The organism is Bradyrhizobium elkanii WSM2783 (genome assembly GCF_000472865.1).
In the GTDB taxonomy this organism is placed as follows: domain Bacteria; phylum Pseudomonadota; class Alphaproteobacteria; order Rhizobiales; family Xanthobacteraceae; genus Bradyrhizobium; species Bradyrhizobium elkanii_A.
The window spans coordinates 1-18,534 of the sequence record NZ_AXAP01000024.1 but is presented as its reverse complement, the minus strand read 5'-3'; the positions used below and the strand labels follow the sequence as shown (position 1 = coordinate 18,534).

The 18,534-nt window shown below is 63.5% G+C and carries 15 protein-coding genes; 9 read left to right on the top strand and 6 right to left on the bottom strand.

The window, feature by feature from the left end; translation table 11 throughout:
• Positions 1–174 precede the first annotated feature (174 nt).
• Both YY7_RS0121075 and YY7_RS0121070 read left to right on the top strand, forming a co-directional pair.
• Positions 175–3,354 (top strand): efflux RND transporter permease subunit, encoded by a 3,180-nt coding sequence (locus YY7_RS0121075; protein WP_028164953.1) that lies wholly within the window; start codon positions 175–177, stop codon positions 3,352–3,354.
• Positions 3,344–4,540, top strand: coding sequence for an efflux RND transporter periplasmic adaptor subunit (locus YY7_RS0121070; protein WP_028164952.1), 1,197 nt, complete (start codon positions 3,344–3,346; stop codon positions 4,538–4,540). The genes YY7_RS0121075 and YY7_RS0121070 overlap by 11 nt, the downstream gene beginning before the upstream one ends.
• Before the next feature lie 311 nt (positions 4,541–4,851).
• On the opposite strand, the gene YY7_RS0121065 is transcribed toward YY7_RS0121070, so the two are convergent.
• Together YY7_RS0121065 and YY7_RS0121060 are read right to left on the bottom strand one after the other, a co-directional pair.
• Positions 4,852–6,363 carry an acetyl-CoA acetyltransferase gene (locus YY7_RS0121065; protein WP_028164951.1) on the bottom strand — a complete coding sequence of 504 codons (1,512 nt, stop codon included), beginning with the start codon at positions 6,361–6,363 and terminating at the stop codon, positions 4,852–4,854.
• A gap of 143 nt (positions 6,364–6,506) precedes the next feature.
• Positions 6,507–7,640: a nitronate monooxygenase gene (locus tag YY7_RS0121060; RefSeq protein WP_028164950.1), complete on the bottom strand. Its 1,134-nt coding sequence runs from the start codon at positions 7,638–7,640 to the stop codon at positions 6,507–6,509.
• A 238-nt stretch (positions 7,641–7,878) separates the two neighbouring features.
• Between YY7_RS0121060 and YY7_RS0121055 the strand changes: the two genes are divergently transcribed.
• Positions 7,879–9,537 (top strand): flavin-containing monooxygenase, encoded by a 1,659-nt coding sequence (locus tag YY7_RS0121055; protein ID WP_028164949.1) that lies wholly within the window; start codon positions 7,879–7,881, stop codon positions 9,535–9,537.
• Between the two features lie 192 nt (positions 9,538–9,729).
• A complete protein-coding gene (gene yghU, locus YY7_RS0121045) occupies positions 9,730–10,605 on the top strand; it encodes a glutathione-dependent disulfide-bond oxidoreductase (protein WP_028164948.1) in 876 nt (291 codons plus the stop codon).
• Here the strand turns inward: yghU and YY7_RS0121040 are convergent.
• The gene (locus YY7_RS0121040; protein ID WP_028164947.1) at positions 10,602–11,216 is read right to left on the bottom strand and encodes a flavin reductase family protein; all 615 of its coding nucleotides are present in this window, start codon (positions 11,214–11,216) and stop codon (positions 10,602–10,604) included. The genes yghU and YY7_RS0121040 overlap by 4 nt on opposite strands.
• On the opposite strand from YY7_RS0121040, the gene YY7_RS64430 reads away from it, so the two are divergent.
• Positions 11,215–11,340 (top strand): hypothetical protein, encoded by a 126-nt coding sequence (locus YY7_RS64430; protein ID WP_283807012.1) that lies wholly within the window; start codon positions 11,215–11,217, stop codon positions 11,338–11,340. The two genes, YY7_RS0121040 and YY7_RS64430, sit on opposite strands and share 2 nt — an antisense overlap.
• 3 nt (positions 11,341–11,343) lie before the next feature.
• Here the strand turns inward: YY7_RS64430 and YY7_RS0121030 are convergent, their stop codons facing one another.
• Both YY7_RS0121030 and YY7_RS0121025 read right to left on the bottom strand, forming a co-directional pair.
• Complete coding sequence (locus YY7_RS0121030) at positions 11,344–12,618, bottom strand: acyl-CoA dehydrogenase family protein (RefSeq protein WP_028164946.1); 1,275 nt, start codon at positions 12,616–12,618, stop codon at positions 11,344–11,346.
• Between the two features lie 138 nt (positions 12,619–12,756).
• Positions 12,757–13,536 carry an SDR family NAD(P)-dependent oxidoreductase gene (locus tag YY7_RS0121025; protein ID WP_028164945.1) on the bottom strand — a complete coding sequence of 260 codons (780 nt, stop codon included), beginning with the start codon at positions 13,534–13,536 and terminating at the stop codon, positions 12,757–12,759.
• Positions 13,537–13,720: 184 nt separating this feature from the next.
• Here YY7_RS0121025 and YY7_RS0121020 point away from each other — a divergent pair, with 184 nt between their 5' ends.
• From YY7_RS0121020 to YY7_RS0121010, 3 genes are read left to right on the top strand one after another with little or no spacing between them, the layout of a single operon-like run.
• Positions 13,721–14,512 (top strand): enoyl-CoA hydratase/isomerase, encoded by a 792-nt coding sequence (locus tag YY7_RS0121020; RefSeq protein WP_028164944.1) that lies wholly within the window; start codon positions 13,721–13,723, stop codon positions 14,510–14,512.
• A complete protein-coding gene (locus YY7_RS0121015; protein WP_028164943.1) occupies positions 14,509–15,495 on the top strand; it encodes a phosphotransferase family protein in 987 nt (328 codons plus the stop codon). The genes YY7_RS0121020 and YY7_RS0121015 overlap by 4 nt, the downstream gene beginning before the upstream one ends.
• 1 nt (position 15,496) lies before the next feature.
• Positions 15,497–15,880, top strand: coding sequence for a DUF6285 domain-containing protein (locus YY7_RS0121010; RefSeq protein WP_028164942.1), 384 nt, complete (start codon positions 15,497–15,499; stop codon positions 15,878–15,880).
• A gap of 112 nt (positions 15,881–15,992) precedes the next feature.
• Here the strand turns inward: YY7_RS0121010 and YY7_RS0121005 are convergent, their stop codons facing one another.
• Positions 15,993–16,772 carry an enoyl-CoA hydratase-related protein gene (locus YY7_RS0121005; protein ID WP_028164941.1) on the bottom strand — a complete coding sequence of 260 codons (780 nt, stop codon included), beginning with the start codon at positions 16,770–16,772 and terminating at the stop codon, positions 15,993–15,995.
• A 219-nt stretch (positions 16,773–16,991) separates the two neighbouring features.
• Between YY7_RS0121005 and YY7_RS0121000 the strand changes: the two genes are divergently transcribed.
• Positions 16,992–18,266, top strand: a complete 1,275-nt coding sequence (locus YY7_RS0121000) for an acyl-CoA dehydrogenase family protein (protein WP_028164940.1) — start codon at positions 16,992–16,994, stop codon at positions 18,264–18,266.
• Positions 18,267–18,534 lie beyond the last annotated feature (268 nt).

Here is an 18,534-nt window from a genome sequence, read left to right as displayed (position 1 = left end):
CGCGGTTCACCCCGCGGCCGGTCCGGCCCGGCAGCTATGTCGAGGATGTGAACGCGGATTGCGTCGCGTAAAGTTGGCTTTTGGCCCGTTTTTCGCTAGATCGACGCAAGTGAATTGGCCTGTAGGGGCGCCAATCCCCCGTACATTTTACGGGTTCCGGGGAATAACTCGTCAATGGTTGCACTGGTCCGTATCGCGCTGAGCCGGCCGTATACGTTTGTCGTGCTCGCGCTGCTGCTCCTCATTGTCGGACCGCTCGCCGCGCTGCGCACGCCCACCGATATCTTTCCCGACATCCGCATCCCCGTGATCGGGGTGGTCTGGCAGTACACTGGCCTGCCGCCGGACCAGATGTCCGGGCGCATCACCACGCCATTTCAGCGCGCGCTGACCACCACCGTCAACGATATCGAGCATATCGTCGCCAATTCCTACAACGGCTTCGGCATCATCAAGATTTTCTTCCAGCCGAATGTCGACATCCGTACCGCCAACGCCCAGGTCACGGCGATCTCGCAGACGCTTTTGAAGCAGATGCCGCCGGGCGCGACACCGCCTTTGATCCTGAACTACAGCGCCTCCACGGTACCGATCATCCAAGTCGCGTTGTCAGGTGAGGGGCTGACCGAGCAGAACCTCGCCGATATCGGCATCAACCAGCTCCGCACGCCGCTCGTCACCGTGCCGGGCGCAGCCATACCCTACCCGTTCGGCGGCAAGCAGCGTCAGGTGCAGATCGACCTCAACTCCACGGCGCTGCAGGCGCGCGGCCTGTCGGGGCAGGACGTGGCCAATGCGCTGGCTGCACAAAATCTGATCACGCCAGTCGGCACGCAGAAGATCGGCCAGTTCGAATACAACATCCAGCTCAACAACTCGCCGCTGAAGATGGAGGATCTCGGCAATCTGCCGATCAGGACCGTCAACGGCGCCATGGTCTATGTTCGGGATGTCGCCACCGTCCGCGACGGCAACCCGCCGCAGACCAACATCGTCCATGTCGACGGCAACCGCTCGGTGCTGATGATGGTGCTCAAGGCGGGCGCGATCTCGACGCTCGATATCATCGCCGGCATCAAGCAGAAGGTGATCGACGTCAAGGACCAGCTTCCGGACGCGCTGAAGATCGGCTTCATCGGCGATCAGTCGGTGTTCGTCCGCGGCGCCATCACCGGCGTCGCCTTCGAAGGCGTCATTGCTGCATTGCTCACCAGCGTGATGATCTTGCTGTTCCTCGGGAGCTGGCGGTCGACGATCATCATCGCGGTCTCGATCCCGCTGTCGGTTCTCGGCGCCATCATCATGCTGTCGGCGATCGGCGAGACGCTCAACATCATGACGCTCGGCGGATTGGCGCTCGCGGTCGGCATCCTCGTCGATGACGCCACCGTGACGATCGAGAACATCAATTACCATCTGGAGCAGGGCAAGCCGGTCGAACAGTCGATTCTCGACGGCGCCAACCAGATCGTCACGCCGGCATTCGTCTCGCTGCTCTGCATCTGCATCGTGTTCGTGCCGATGTTCTTCCTGACCGGCGTTGCGCGCTTCCTGTTCGTGCCAATGGCGGAAGCGGTGATGTTCGCGATGATCTGGTCGTTCATCCTGTCGCGCACGCTGGTGCCGACAATGGCGAAATATCTGCTGCAGCCCCATGTGCATCACGAGGGCGGGCTGCCGCCGACGCGCAATCCGTTCAAGCTGTTCCAGCGCGGCTTCGAGGCGCGGTTCGAGCGCATCCGCCGCGCCTATCGCGACATGCTGGCGATGGCGCTCGGACACCGTGCCATCTTCGTCAGCTGTTTCCTCGGCTTCGTCGCGGTGTCCATGCTGCTGGTGCCCTTCCTCGGCCGCAACTTCTTTCCGTCGGTCGACGCCGGCAACATCCTGATGCACGTCCGCACCCAGGTCGGCACCCGCGTCGAGGAGACTGCCAACCAGCTCGCCGAGGTGCAGAAGGCGATCCGCAAGATCATCCCGCCGGAGGAGATCGACACGCTGGCCGACAATATCGGCATGCCGATCTCCGGCATCAACATGACCTACAACAACACCGGCGTGATCGGCCCGCAGGATGGCGACATCCAGGTCAAGCTGAAGGAAGGCCACAGGCCGACCGAGCAATATGTCCAGGTGCTACGCGAGCAACTGCCGCGGATGTTCCCCGGCATCAGCTTCTCGTTCCTGCCTGCCGATATCGTCAGCCAGATCCTGAACTTCGGTGCGCCGGCGCCGATCGACCTGCAGATCCGCGGCGCCAATCTCGATGCCAATTTCGCTTATGCCAACAAGCTGCTGAGCCGGATCCGTCGCATTCCCGGCATTGCCGACGCGCGCATCCAGCAATCGCCAAACAACCCGACCTTCAATATCGATGTCGACCGCACCCGCGCGCAATATGTCGGGCTGACCGAGCGCGACGTCACCAACAGCCTCGTCGTCAATCTCGCCGGCAGCTCGCAGGTCGCGCCGACCTATTATCTCAATCCGGATAACGGCGTGTCCTATTCGATCGTGATGCAGACGCCGCAATACCAGATCGACTCGCTGAGCGCCTTGCAGACGCTGCCGATCACCGCGACCGGCAATCCGCAGTCGCCGATCCTCGGCGGCATTGCCGACATCACGCGCTCGACCTCGAGCGCGGTCGTTTCCCAATACGACATCCAGTCCATGGTGCAGATCTACGCCACGACGCAGGGCCGCGACCTTGGCGCCGTTGCCACCGACGTGCGGGCGCTGATCGCCGAGACCGCAAAGGACGTGCCGAAGGGAAGCTCGGTGGTGCTGCTCGGCCAGGTGCAGACCATGAACAGTGCGTTCTCCGGCCTGTTGTTCGGCCTGCTCGGCGCCGTCGTGCTGATCTATCTCCTGATCGTCGTGAACTTCCAGTCCTGGTCCGATCCGTTCGTGATCATCACCGCGCTGCCGGCAGCGCTCGCCGGCATCGTCTGGATGCTGTTCACCACCGAGACCACGCTGTCGGTGCCGGCGCTGACCGGCGCGATCATGTGCATGGGTGTTGCCACCGCCAACAGCGTCCTGGTCATCAGCTTCGCCCGCGAGCGCTACGAGCAGCTCGGCGATCCCATTGCCGCCGCGCTCGAGGCCGGTTTCGTCCGTTTCCGCCCGGTGCTGATGACGGCGCTGGCCATGATCATCGGCATGGCGCCGATGGCGCTCGGCTTGGGCGAGGGCGGCGAGCAGAACGCCCCGCTCGGCCGCGCCGTGATCGGCGGCCTGATCTTTGCAACGTTCGCCACACTCATGTTTGTTCCCGTCGTCTTTAGTATGGTACACAAGAAGCAAGGCGCCAGCGCCGCCGCCGCACCGGAGATGTCGCATGCCCACTGACCAACGCCCGCCGGTCTCGCGCTGGAAGCTGGGCATTTTCGGGCTTGCCGCCGGTGTCGGCCTGGTCCTCGTCGTCATCACCGGCATCCGTGCCCGCGAGGAGCAGGGCACCAAGCTGAAGGAATGGACCGAGAATCAGGCCATTCCGAGTGTTGCGGTGGCGCCGCCCAGCGCCAAGGTGCTCAACCCCACGATCGACCTGCCGGGCCGGCTGGAAGCCTATTACCGCGCCCCGATCTTCGCGCGCGTGTCCGGTTACCTGAAGAGCTGGAGCGTCGACATCGGCGCCCGCGTCAGGGCCGGGCAGGTGATCGCCGAAATCGAGGCGCCCGACCTCGACCAGCAATTGCTGCAGGCCAGGGCCGATCTCGCGAGCCAGCAGGCCAGCGCCAAACTGTCGGAAGCGACGCTGACCCGGCGGCGGTCGCTGCTTGCCTCGAACTTCGTCTCGATGCAGGAAATCGACGAGCGCACCGCCGATCTCTCCAACAAGAAGGCCGCCGTCAATTCCGGTCAGGCCAATGTCGAACGGCTGGAAGCGCTTGCCGGCTACAAGAAGATCACCGCCCCCTTCGACGGCGTCGTCACCGAGCGCAACACCGATGTCGGCGCGCTGATCAATGCCGGCGGCGGCGCGGGCCCGGCGATGTTCATCGTCTCCGACATCTCCAAGCTGCGCGTCTATGTGAACGTGCCGCAGAACTTCGTGCCGTCGATCAAGATGGGCGCCAAGGCTGTCATCACGCTGCCGGAATATCCGAACCGCACCTTTACGGCGACCGTGGAAACGTCCTCGCAGGCGGTCGATGTCAGCTCGGGAACGACGCGCATGCAACTCGCGCTGGACAACTCCAGCGGCGAGTTGATGCCCGGCGGTTATGCCAATGTGAAGCTGACGTTACAGCGCGACACCATTCCGCTGCACATCCCCGCCAGCGCGCTGATCTTCGACAGCAACGGCCTGCGCGTTGCGACCGTCGGCGCCGATGACAAGATCCTGTTCAAGAAGGTGACGATCGCCCGCGACCTCGGCAAGGAGATCGAGATCGCCTCCGGCCTCACCGCCGACGACCGCATCATCATCGCCCCGCCCGACGGCATCAACGACGGCGACCAGGTCCGCGTGGTCGGCGGCGGCGCGAAGAAGCCGACCACGGCCTCCGAAAAGCAGGACGTGAAGGGGTAGGGGAGGCGCTCCCTTACGAGATTGCGCCGAAGCCGATTGCTGCGCCCTCTCCCCTTGTGGGAGAGGGCTGCGTCGTTGCCAGCAACGGACTCGCTTGGGTGAGGGGTTCTCTCCACAAGCACAATCGCTCGCGGAGACAACCCCTCATCCGTCGCGCATTGCATGCGCGCCACCTTCTCCCACAAGGGGAGAAGGGAAGAGGATTGTAGGGTGGGCAAAGCGCAGCGTGCCCACCTTTCCTTGCACCGAACGTGGAGGGTGGGCACGCTGTGCTTTGCCCACCCTACGAATTTTCCTACGATTTCCGCGATCTACACCACCCGCCACTCTGGCACGCCGTCATCGGCCATCACGATGTCACCTGTGGTGCCGACTGGCGTGCGCTCCATGCCGAGCAGATGCGCTAACGTCGTCGCATCGCTCGCCGGCACGCGGCCGAGCGTGCGGCGGTCGTCTTCGGTGCGCAACATGACGACGCCGTGCTCGACCTCGCCATTGCCGCGATAGATCACGGTGAAGCTTTCGACCTTGCCCTTGCCGCTGGCCTCGGCGATGAACTCCGGCACCGTGCGGCGGTTGCGATCCGCTTCCGCCTGCACGCTGGTATCCTGCTTGAGCGTCGTCTTCGGTGCCTCGCGCGACAGCACCAGGCCATGATGCTTGGTGACAAAGCCGCCCTGGCCGTAGAGCAGGCCGAGCTTGGCGCCATCGCGGAGCTTGCGCACCATCGCGCAGGCGGCGTGTGTCATGTAGGTGTTGAGCGGCGCGCCGAAGAAGGTGAGCCCGCCGGTGACGGTCGGCTGCACGTCAGGGCCGAGGCCGAGCGTGCGTCGCGCCATCTTGGGCACGCAGGGGAAGCAGCTATAGAGCTCGATCGCGTCGAACTTGCTGCCGTCGCCCTCGACCAGGTCCATCACCGCTTTCAGCACCGCATTCTGCGCGTGGCTTTCGAAGAACTGGTCGCGCACGAGATAGTCGCGCGGTTCTTCCGCCGACGCACCGCCGAGCGGATAGACCAGCCGGTCCTCGGGAATTCCGGCCGCGCGCGCCTTGGCGAGGCTGGTGAGCAGCAGCGCGCCGCCCATGTTCACGGTCGGATTGGCCACCATCAGCTTGGTGTAGGGCCAGGCGATCAGCCGGTTCTCCGGCGTCGGCGTGGTGATCTCCTCCGGCGTGAAGCGCTTCTTCAGCCACGAATTCGGGTTCGAAGCCGCGACGCTTGCATAGGTCGACCACAGCTCGCCGGACTCGGCGAGCGCCTCGCGTGGCGTCTGGTCCCAATGCGCTGACGTTGCGGACTCATAGAGCGGATAGACCGTGATCGGCCTGAACACGCCGAGCTTCACCGCCAGCGGCTTCTGGAATGCCGCGCCGCGCTTCGGCTCCTCGACATCATGGGCAAACGGCGTCCAGGGCAGGGCGATGCCGCCGCGATCCGCCTTGGTCGCGGTCGACTGCGCCTCGGCGCCGCAGACCGCCGCCACGCTGCATTCGCCGCGCGCGATCCGCTGCGCCGCTTCATGCAGATAGCGGATCGGGCTCTCGCCCCCGACCGGGCCGTAATAGAGATGCGCCGGCTTGATGCCGAGCCGTTCGGCAAGCTGTTTTTCCGGATCGCGATAGCGCCAGCTCAGGAAATTGACGACGTCGAGCGACTGGACGTCGTGGAGCAGCTTGGCCCCGCTGTCGGCTTCCGCGCGCTTGAGCGCTTCTTCGAGAAGCGCGAGAGGCTCGAGGCCTGCAGCGATGTCCTTGGGACGATCGACGATCTCGCCGACGCCGACGATGACTGGGATGCGGTCTTCGGGGATGCTATTGGACATTTCTTCTTGTCTTCTTGGTTCACTTTCGGACATTGGGCTCGCCGGCCATTTTACCCGTCATTGCGAGCGAAGCGAAGCAATCCATCTCTGAGCTTGCGGAGGCGTGGATTGCTTCGTCGCTTGCGCTCCTCGCAATGACGCCGCTATTCCGCCACCAGCGCATTCATGTGTTCGACCGCCTCGATGAAATCTTCCTTGAATTCCTGTACCACAGCGCCTGCCGATTTCACGCTGTCGATCAGGCCGACGCCCTGGCCGACGAAATAGCTCACGAGGTCGCGCGCCTTCTCGTTGCCGGCCGCCGCGGAGCGGTCGATCGAGTTGAAGGCGTCGCGGCTGATGATGCTCTGCAGCGGCATCGGCAGCGTGCCGGGGCTGTCGGGTGAGCGGTCCCAGGCGTCGGTCCAGACCGAGCGCAGCTGCCGTGCCGGCTTGCCGGTGCGGCCCTTCGAACGCACCGCGTCGCGCGAGGAGGCCGCGATCATCTTCTCACGGAAGGTTTCCGTGGTCTCGGATTCCACGGTCGCGAGCCACACCGAGCCGGTCCAGACGCCGGCGGCGCCCATGGCCATCGCGGCCGCCATCTGGCGCCCGGTCATGATACCGCCCGCGGCCAATACGGGCACATCGCGGATCGGCTTGATCGCCTTGATGACCTCCGGCACCAGCACCATGGTCGAGACTTCGCCGCAGTGGCCACCGGCCTCGGTGCCCTGCACGACGAGGATGTCGACACCGGCCGCGACCTGGCGCAGCGCGTGCTCCTTGGCGCCGACGAGCGCCGCGACCGGCACGCCGTGCTTGCGGCCCATGTCGATCATCTCCTGCGGCGGTACGCCCAGCGCGTTCGCGATCAGCCTGATCGGATGCTTGAAGGAGACGTCCAGCACTTCGAGCGCGCGCTGTGCGTCGAACGGCTGCGGCTGGTTGTCGGCGACATCGGTCGTCGTCAGCTCGACGCCGTATTTCTTCAGGAGATTGCGGGTGAAGTCGCGATGCTCAGGCGAGATACGCTGTTCCAGGCTCTTCCAGGTGACGTTCTTCTCGCCGGCGGTCGAGATGTTCTCGGGGATCAGCACGTCGAGCCCATAGGGTTTGCCGTCGACGTGGTCGTCGATCCATTTCAGTTCCTGCTCGATGCTCTCAGGCGAATGCACGGTCGCGCCCAGCACGCCAAATCCGCCGGCGCGGCTGACCGCTGCGACCACGTCGCGGCAATGGCTGAAGGCGAGCAGGGGAAATTCGATGCCCAGCATGTCGCAGATCGGCGATTTCATGGCTGCGTTCTCTCTCCCGATGGCAGGTTCAGGCTGCTTTTCTATTTTGATAACGATCAGGCTAGCGCATGGCGGAGAGGAAAGCCAACCGGCTTTCGCCGACTTGCGTGCAGCTGCTACGCATTCCGTAAGGCAAAATATGCAGCTCCCTTCTACTCGCGCTTTGTCCCTTGCGCTTTGGCGCGTCGCGGGGAATGCTGGCCGGCAACGAAAAGAATCTTCAAGGGAGCCCGCGTCCATGTCCGTTTCGCCATCCGCTTCCGGCGGCCCTGCCGCGCATTACGACGTCGTCGTGGTTGGTGCCGGCTTCTCCGGCATGTACATGCTGCATCGGCTACGCGGTCTCGGCTTTACCGCGCGAGTGTACGAGCAGGGCAGCGGCGTCGGCGGCACCTGGTACTGGAACCGCTATCCCGGCGCGCGCTGCGACGTCGAGAGCATGCAGTATTCCTATTCATTCAGCGAGGAACTGCAGCAGGAATGGGACTGGAGCGAGCGCTACGCGCCGCAGCCGGAGATTCTGCAATACGCCAACCATGTCGCCGACCACTTCAACCTGCGTTGTGACATCCAGTTCGACACCCGCATCGATGCGGCCGCATTCGACGAGACCAGCAAGCTCTGGTCGGTGACCACCTCCGACGGCAAGACCGTCACCGCCAAATTCGTGGTGCTTGCCACCGGCTGCCTGTCGAATGCGCGCAAGCCCGACATCAAGGGTCTCGATCGGTTCAAGGGCCAAATCTATCACACCGGCCATTGGCCGCACGAGCCGGTGGATTTCACGGGCCTGCGCGTCGGCGTGATCGGCACCGGCTCATCCGGAATACAGTCGATACCTGTCATCGCCGAGCAGGCGGGCCATCTCACCGTGTTCCAGCGCACGGCGAATTTCTCGATCCCCGCGCGCAATGCCAAGCTGCTAGATGAGGAACGTGCATGGTTTCGCGCGAACTATCCGGAGATCCGGCGCGTGGAGCGGGAAGTGGCGCGCAACGGCATCTATACCGACTTGCCCGATCGCGGCGCGCTCGATGATGGCGACAACGAGCGCCGTGCCAAATACGAGGCGCGCTGGCAGCGGGGCGGACTCACGTTCATGTCGGCCTACAACAATCTGGCGCTGGACCAGGCCGCCAACGATACCGCCGCAAACTTCGTGCGCGAGAAGATCGCAGAGATCGTCAAGGACCCCGAGACCGCGAAGCTGCTGCAGCCGAACAGCCATCCGATCGGCTCCAAGCGCATCTGCGTCGATACCGACTATTTCGCGACCTTCAACCGGCCCAACGTGACGCTGGTTGACATCAAGAGCAGTCCGATCGAGGAGATCACGGAAAGCGCCGTGCGCACCACAGCATGCGAATATGAACTCGATGCGCTGGTGCTGGCGACCGGCTTCGACGCTATGACCGGGTCGGTGGCAAAGATCGACATTCGCGGCCGCGACGGGCTGACGCTGAACCGGAAATGGGCCGAGGGACCGCGCACCTATCTCGGCCTGATGAGTGCCGGTTTTCCGAACCTCTTCATCATCACCGGGCCCGGCAGTCCGTCCGTGCTGTCGAACATGATCGTTTCGATTGAGCAGCATGTCGACTGGATCAGCGATTGCCTCGACTACATGCGAGAGCGTGAACTCGACACGATGGAGGCGACAAGGGAGGCCGAAGACAAATGGGTGACGCACGTCAACGAGGTTGCCTACACCACGCTCTATCCGCAGGCCAATTCGTGGTACATGGGCGCCAACATTCCCGGCAAGCCGCGGATCTTCATGCCCTATATCGGCGGCGTCGGGCCTTATCGGCAGATCTGCAACGAGGTCGCGGCGAAGGGCTATGACGGCTTTGCGATGACGGGCGCAGCGCGCCAGCAGCGGGCGGCCGCGTTCTGAGCTTTATCAACCGTCATGCCCGAGCCTGTCTCGAGTATTCAAGCACTTCCTTTGACGCAAGACGTGGATGGCNGGGACAAGCCCGGCCATGACGGAAGTGAAGAGGCTCCGGCTATACGAAATCCCGCCCTTGCCAATCCTGTGCTCGACGCTAGTTAACACTGGCGCGGCTTCCGCGCTGGAGCTTGATCAATGACCGATGCACCTGCCTATGAGCCGCCGAAAGTCTGGACCTGGAACAAGGAAAATGGCGGCCGTTTCGCCAGCGTCAACCGCCCGATCGCCGGGCCCACGCATGAGAAGGAACTTCCCGTCGGGAAGCATCCGTTGCAACTTTATTCTCTGGCGACGCCAAACGGCCAGAAGGTCACGATCATGCTGGAAGAGCTGCTCGCGCTCGGCCATTCCGACGCCGAATATGACGCGTGGCTGATCAAGATCGATGGCAACCAGTTCGGCAGTGGTTTTGTTGCGGTCAATCCGAATTCCAAGATCCCGGCGCTGCTGGACCGTAGCGGGCCGGAACCGATCCGCGTGTTCGAGTCCGGCGCGATCCTGATGCACCTTGCCGAGAAGTTCGGTGCATTCCTGCCGACCGGCGGTCAGGCTCGCGCCGAGTGCCTGTCATGGCTGTTCTGGCAGATGGGCAGCGCGCCGTTTCTTGGCGGCGGCTTCGGCCACTTCTATGCCTACGCGCCGACCAAGATCGAATATGCCATCGACCGCTATGCGATGGAGGTGAAGCGTCAACTCGATGTGCTCGATCGTCGTCTGGCGGACAACGAATATCTGTCCGGCAGCGACTACACGATCGCCGACATCGCCGTGTGGCCGTGGTACGGCGGGCTCGTCAAGGGCCTGCTCTATGGCGCAGGCGAATTCCTGTCGGTGCATGAATACAAGAACGTGCTGCGCTGGACCGATCAGATCGCAAAGCGCCCGGCGGTGAAGCGAGGCCGCATCGTCAACCGCATCTCGGGCGATCCCGCGAGCCAATTGCACGAGCGCCACGACGCCAGCGACTTCGAGACCAAGACGCAGGACAAGATCGGAGAGGCGGCGAGCTAGCTTTTCGCGCCCTCGGCTGCCGGAAACACCACCCGGTCGTCGGTGCGGCAATAGCGGTCGGCGAACATGCGGCCGACGGGGTGGTAGCGGTCCATGTGCACACGCATGGCATCGCGGTCCCACAGCTCGTCGCGGATGTAGAAGTGGATGCCTTCACCCATGATCAGCCGGCGGTCGCCGTTGACGTCGATGATCTTCCAGGTCTTGCATTCCATTGCCCACGGCGCATCCGCAAGGCGCGGCACTGCCACGCTGGTCGATGGCACAAGCTTGAGCCCGAGATAGTCGGGCTCGCCCACATCTGGCGGAAAGTCGCCGCTGGTCTCATGCATCGCGTGCGCCAGCGGCTCGTCGGTCATATTGACCACGAATTCCCCGGTGCGCTCGATGTTGACCAGCGTATCCTTCACCCGCCCGTCGGGCCGCAGATTGACTGCGAACATGCAGAGCGGCGGGTCCTCGCAGAACACGTTGAAGAAGCTGTACGGCGCGGCATTGACGACGCCGGTTGGACCGACGCTGGTCACCCAGGCGATCGGTCGCGGCAGCACGAAGGATGCCAGCACCTTGTAGCGTTCGCGCGGCTTCAGATCGCTGGCAGCGTATTCCATGATTGGCTCCAATAGCTGGTCCGAACCCAATCTTGCCATTGCCGGGCTTGACCCGGCAATTCATCACCTTGCGAAAATCTTGTTGCTGATGGATGCGCGGGTCAAGCCCGCGCATGACAGGTGAGCGCTACGGCATGCTGAGTTCGTGCCGGCCGACCACCATCCAGTGCACTTCGTCCGGACCGTCGGCGAAGCGGAGATGGCGGACGTCCTGGTACATTTCGGCAAGCGGCGTCCATTGCGAGATGCCGGTGGCGCCGTGCATCTGGATTGCCTGGTCGATGATCTTGCAGGCGCGCTCGGGGATCATGGCCTTGACCATGGAGACCCAGACGCGCGCTTCCTTGTTGCCGAGCACGTCCATCGCCTTCGCCGCCTTCAGCACCATCAGCCGCATCGCCTCGATCTCGCAGCGCGCCTGCGCGATGATCTGCAGATTGCCGCCGAGATGCGCGATCTTCTTGCCGAAGGCTTCACGGGTGAGGCCGCGCTGCACCATCATGTCGAGCGCCTTCTCCGCCTTGCCGATGGTACGCATGCAATGGTGGATGCGGCCCGGCCCCAGGCGAACCTGCGAAATTTCGAAGCCGCGGCCCTCGCCCAGCAGGATGTTGTCCTTCGGCACGCGGACATTGTTGAAGCGCAGATGCATGTGGCCGCGCGGCGCATGATCCTGCCCGAACACATGCATGGGGCCGAGGATCTCGACGCCGGGCGTGTCCTTTGGCACCAGGATCTGCGACTGCTGCTTGCTCGGCGGCGCGTCCGGATTGGTCTTCACCATCACGATCATGATCTTGCAGCGGGGATCGCCGAGACCGGAGATGTAATATTTCTCGCCGTTGATCACCCACTCATCGCCGACCAGCTTTGCGGTGGTGGAGATGTTCTTGGCGTCCGACGAGGCAACGTTGGGCTCGGTCATGGCGTAGGCCGAACGGATCTCGCCGTTCAGGAGCGGCTTCAGCCATTTCTCCTTCTGCGCCTTGGTGCCGACACGCTCCAGCACTTCCATGTTGCCGGTGTCGGGCGCCGAGCAGTTCATGGTCTCGGAGGCCAGCGGGCTCTTGCCGAGCTCGGCTGCGATATAGGCGTAGTCGAGATTGTTCAGGCCTTCACCAGTCTCCGCGTCGGGCAGGAAGAAATTCCAGAGGCCTTCCTCCTTGGCCTTCTTCTTGGCCTTATCGAGCACTTCGAGCTGGCTGTCGGTGAAGCTCCAGCGGTCCTTCTTGTTCTCGCCGTGGCGATAGAATTCGACGGACATCGGCTCGACGGTTTCCCGGATGAACTTCTTCACATGCTCATAGAGCGGACGGACCTGATCCGACATGCGGAGGTCGTTGAGCTCGTCGCCCGGATTGAGCGTGTAGTTTGTGGTCCGGGGTATATAGGCGTGTTTCATTTTTTCCTCCCATCGCCGAGATCGTTGCGGCCAACCATAGACGCGGCGGTTTCAAAGTGCGAGCGCACATTTTTTCATGGGTGCCTGCGCTGACGCAGCGCAGGACGCCATTGCCGCATGACGGAATTCGAACAGCGTTTAAAACGCTGTGTAGCCGCCGTCGATCACGAAACAATCCGTCGTGTGGTACGACGACGCCTTGCTCATCAGATAGACCGCGATGCCGCCGAAGTCGGAGGGTTCGCCGAAGCGGCGCACCGGGATGCGCGGCATCACATTGGCGACGAATTTGTCATTCGCCATGATGCCGGCCGTCATGTCGCTCTTGATCCAGCCGGGCAGGATTGCATTCGCGGTGACGCCATGGCGGGCCAGCTCGACGCCGAGCGCGCGGACGAGAGCATTGATCGCGGCCTTGGTGCCGGCATAGTGCTCGTTGCGTGCGGTGCCGAACAGCGACGCCAGGCTCGATGTGGCGACGAGGCGGCCGAAGGCATCGCCGGCTTCGGCGCGCTCGGTCATGTGGCGGGCGGCGGCCTGGAATACATGGAACACGCCGTCGAGATTGGTTGCGAACATGGTTCGCCATTCCTCCTCGGTGCGGTCGATGAAGGCGCGCCGTCCGCCGCCGCCGATCCCGGCATTGGCAAAGCAGCCATCGACGCGGCCGAAGGTGTCGAGCGTCGCCTTCATCGCGTCCTGCACCGAGGCGGCATTGCTGACGTCACAGATGCGGGCGTCGACCTTGCCGGGACCCGCCGCCATCGTTGCCGCGGCGGCCTTGTTCTTCTCGGCGTTGCGGCCCCAGATCGAGACATTGCAGCCGGCGGCATTGAGCGCCTGCGCGATGCCAAGCCCGATCCCGCCATTGCCACCGGTGATGACCGCAACGCGGCCCGAGAGGTCGAAGATGCTCATGGTATTTTTTCCTTGGCGTATTTTCCCTGGAGTGTTTCCATTTGGCCTGACGCACGTTAATCGTGCATCCGAAAGCGAGGCGTTCTTGCTCCACCATGGACAAGCGCGTCTCAAAAATCAAATATGGGTCGAAGACTGGACCTACCGCGTTACCCATGGCGCGGGCGCAACTCGCGAGGAAACAATGCAATTCAAGCACGTCACGCTCGATTTCGATGGACCGGTCGCGGTCCTCAAGCTCGACCATCAGGAGGTCATGAACGCGGTGTCGATCGACATGCTCGGCGGCCTGGCCGAAGCTCTCGATGCGATCGAGGACAAGCGGGACGAGGTGCGCTGCGTTGTTATCACCGGTGCCGGCCGCGCTTTCTGCACCGGCGCCAATCTGCAGGGACGCAACAACCAGACGCCAGGCAGGCGTAACGCCGGCGCGGCGCTGGAGACCGCGTTCCATCCGTTCCTGCGGCGGCTACGCAATCTGCATTGCCCGATCGTCACCGCGGTCAATGGTCCGGCGGCGGGCGCCGGCATGAGCTTCGCGTTGATGGGCGACATGATTCTGTGCGCGCGCTCGGCGTATTTCCTGCAGGCCTTCCGTCGCATCGGCCTGGTGCCGGATTGCGGCTCGACGTGGCTGCTGCCGCGACTGGTCGGCAAGGCGCGTGCGATCGAATTATCGCTGATGGGCGAGCGGCTGCCGGCGGAGAAGGCGCTGGAATGGGGCCTCATCAATCGCCTCCATGACGACGGCGCGCTGATGGATGAAGCGATGAAGCTCGCGCATGAGCTTGCCAACGGCCCGACGGTGGCGCTGTCGCTGATCCGCAAGCTCTATTGGAACAGTCCGGAGAATTCGTTCGAGGATCAGCTTGACCTCGAATTCCAGTGCCAGCGACAGGCCGGCACCACCGAGGATTTCAAGGAAGGCGTCACCGCGTTCCTCGAGAAGCGCCCGGCGAAGTTCAAGGGCAAATGATCGAGGCCGAACTCGCGCGCTGCGTCGCATCGTTCCATCCCGGCGCGACCGGTGTCACCGGCGCCGCAAAACTCTCCGGCGGCGCCAGCCAGGAGACCTGGACCTTCGACATCGTGCATCCGGACGGCACTATCGGCGCGATCCTGCGCCGCGCGCCGCCGGGCTTTGGTGCGGCACCCTCGCGCGCGGCCGGGCTCGATGCGGAGGCGAGCTTGATGCAGCTTGCGCATGATGCCGGCCTGCCGTCGCCGCGCGTGCTGCATGTGCTGAGGCCGGAGGAGGGGCTTGGTACCGGCTTCATCATGGCGCGCGTTGAGGGCGAGACCATCGCGCGCAAGATCCTGCGCGACGAGCAGTTCGCCAAGGCGCGGCCCCTATTGGCGCGCCAGCTCGGTAAGGTCGCAGCGGGCATCCACGGCTTGCCGGCGACGAAACTGCCGAAGCTGAGGCAGATGACGGCGACCAAGGAGATCGGCGATCTCGAGCGGGAATATCGCGGCTTCGACTGGCCGCGCCCGGTGTTCGAATTGGCGTTGCGCTGGCTGCGCGACCATGATCCCGGTCCATCGGACGAGATGACGCTGGTGCATGGCGATTTCCGCCACGGCAACCTCATCATCGGCCCCGACGGCGTGCGCGCGGTATTGGACTGGGAGCTCGCGCATTTCGGCGACCCGATGGAGGATCTCGGCTGGATCTGCGTCAACTCCTGGCGCTTCGGCGAGATCGACAAGCCGGTCGGCGGTTTCGGTTCGCGCGAGGAGCTGTTCGCAGGCTATGAGGAGGCCGGCGGCACGGTCGATCCTAGCAGGGTGATGTTCTGGGAAGTCATGGGCACGCTGCGCTGGGGCGTGATGTGCTGCGGCATGATGCAGCGCTTCCGCATTGGCCCCGACCATTCGATGGAGCGCGCGATGATCGGCCGTCGTGCGTCGGAGACCGAGATCGATTTGCTCAGGCTATTGGCACCGCGAGGGCGTTGAGATGCAGGACGAACCGACACCAACAGAACTGATCAAGGCCGTCGCAGACTTCCTGCGCAACGAGATCGCGCCCGCGATCACGGGCCACAATTCGTTCAAGCTTCGCGTCGGCATCAACGCGCTTGATCTGGTCACGCGGCAGCTCACACTGGCGCAAACGGCTGATGCTGCCGAGGCAGCGCGGCTCGAGCAATTACTCGGCGCGGACGGTTCGCTGATCGAGCTTAACCGCCTTCTCTCGGAGAAGATCGCGAGTGGCGTGGTTGATCTGCAAACGCCGGGACTGGCCGACCACCTCTGGCAGACCACGATGGACAAGCTCGCCGTCGATCAGCCGAACTATGCGGCGTATAAACGGGAGATGGGCGACACAACGAGATCGTAGTTGTGTCGTCATGCCCGGGCTTGTCCCGGGCATCCACGTGCGTCCTTCATCGAGGTGCCAAAGATCGTGGATGGCCGGGACAAGCCCGGCCATGACGGAGAGCGAAGGCAGCCTACTTCCCCACCCACTTCGGCGGGCGCTTCTCGGCAAACGCCTTCGGACCCTCGATGTAATCCTGTGAGGCCGCCATCGCCTTCACCGCGGGGTAATCGCGCTGCTCGTTGATGGCCTGCTCCAGCGACACGGCCAAGCCGCGTTCGATGGTCTGCTTGGAGGCGCGGATCGACATCGGCGAGTTCTTGCAGATGGTCTCGGCCCAGCGCACAGCCGCAGCCAGTGCCTCGCCCTGCGGCACCACCTCGTTGACGAAGCCGAGCTCGTGGCCTTCCTTGGCGCTGACATGGCGCGCGGTGAGGATCATGCCCATCGCGCGCTTCAGCCCGATCTGCCGCGGCAATCGGTGCAGGCCGCCGGCGAGCGCGGCGAGACCGACGCGCGGTTCCGGTAGCGCGAAGGTTGCATTCTCGGCGGCGATGATGAGGTCGCAGGCGAGCGCGATCTCGAAGCCTCCACCCATCGCTACGCCATTGACCGCGGCGATGATCGGCTTGTCGCAGTCGAAGCGCGAGGTCAGCCCGCCGAAGCCGCCCTTGTCCCAGCCGCGCTTGCCGCCGGCCGCCTGCCATTTCAAATCGTTGCCCGCGCAGAACGCCTTGTCGCCGGCACCGGTGACGATCGCGACCCACTGCTCGGGATCGGCGGAGAAATCGTCGAACACCTTGTTGAGCTCGAAATGCGCATCGATATGCAGCGCGTTGTAGACCTCGGGGCGCGACAGCGTCACGATGGTGATCGGGCCCTTGCGTTCCACCTTCGAGAATTTCAGATCCATATTCGCTCCCGCTGATTTTCTGTGGCGAAGAATATTGGCCGCGATAGTAGCGCGGCTCAGGCGCTTGATGCCAGCCAATTACGCAAGGCGTCTGCGCATGCCAAGCGCGCCGCGGTTGCTTGACTTGGGCACAGTCTTCTCACCTTAATCAACCGAACAGAGGCGCGCAGCGCCTAAACGCAAAACGACAAGCAACGACATCTTGCGGGAGAGATTGCCTTGGATTTCAACCTGCCGGCCGACCTCGTTGGCTATCTCGCCGAACTCGATTCCTTCATCGCACGCGAGATCAAGCCGCTGGAGGAGGCCGACGATAACATCCGCTTCTTCGACCACCGCCGCGAATGGGCGCGCACCGATTTCGAGAACGGAGGCCTGCCGCGGCACGAATGGGAAGCGCTGCTGCGCAAAGCCAAGGACCGCGCCGATGCCGCGGGCCATCTGCGCTTTGCGATCCCGAAACGCTATGGCGGCAAGGACGGCTCCAATCTCTGGATGGCGGTGATCCGCGAGCATTTCGCCTCCAAGGGGCTAGGCCTGCACAACGACCTGCAGAACGAGCATTCGATCGTCGGCAATTTCCCTGTCGTCACCATGCTCGACCGCTACGGCAGCGACGCACAGAAGGCGATGATCGACGGCTCGATCACAGGAAAATACCGCATCACCTTCGGCCTCACCGAGCCCGACCACGGCTCCGATGCGACCCATATGGAGGCCAGGGCGGAGCCGGCGACCCGCGACAACGTCAAGGGCTGGCTGATCAACGGCGAGAAGATGTGGACCACGGGCATGCATGTCGCAACCCATTGCGCGCTGTTCGCGCGCACGTCGGGCAATGACGGCGATGCGCGCGGCATCACCTGCTTCCTCGTGCCGGCGAAATCGGAAGGCGTGAAGGTCGAGGAATATATGTGGACCTTCAACATGCCGACCGATCATCCCCGCGTCAGCTTCACGGATGTGTTCGTGCCTGAGGATGCGCTGTTCGGCGAGGTCGGCCGCGGGCTGTCGCTAGCGCAATGCTTCGTGCACGAGAACCGTATCCGCCAGGCTGCGAGCTCGCTCGGCGCCGCCGTCTACTGCATCAATGAAAGCGTCACCTATGCGCGCGAACGAAAACCGTTCGGCAAGGCGCTGGCCGAGAACCAGGCGATCCAGTGGCCACTGGTGGAGCTTGCGACCCAAGCCGAGATGCTGCGTCTGTTGATCCGCAAGACCGCCTGGGAAATGGATCAGCTCACCCAGGCGCAGGTCGAGCACACGCTCTCCGACAAGGTCTCGATGTGCAACTACTGGGCAAACCGCCTCTGTTGCGAGGCCGCCGACCGCGCCATGCAGGTCCACGGCGGCATGGGCTATTCACGCCACAAGCCGTTCGAGCACATCTACCGCCACCACCGCCGCTACCGCATCACCGAAGGCAGCGAGGAAATCCAGAAGCGCAAAGTGGCGGGATTCCTGTTCGGCTATATGGGAGCAGGCAAGCGCTAGCCCCGCACTCCACTGTCGTCCCCGCGAAGGCGCTAGGGCATGCACAGATGTGGTGCGGTGCGGCGGATTGACTCGGGGCGGGTGTGAGGGATTCCAGAATCGGGAATCTGTGTGATTTCTATTGTGGCACTTCGATTTGACGGAGGTGCCGCCATGTCGCCACGGATTGACTGGACATTGGGCCGGTTCGGGGATCGTCGTCTCGATAAAGGGGGGCGGCGCTCGTCGAACGCATGGTTGCGGGCAAGGATGTTTGCCTGCGGCGGCT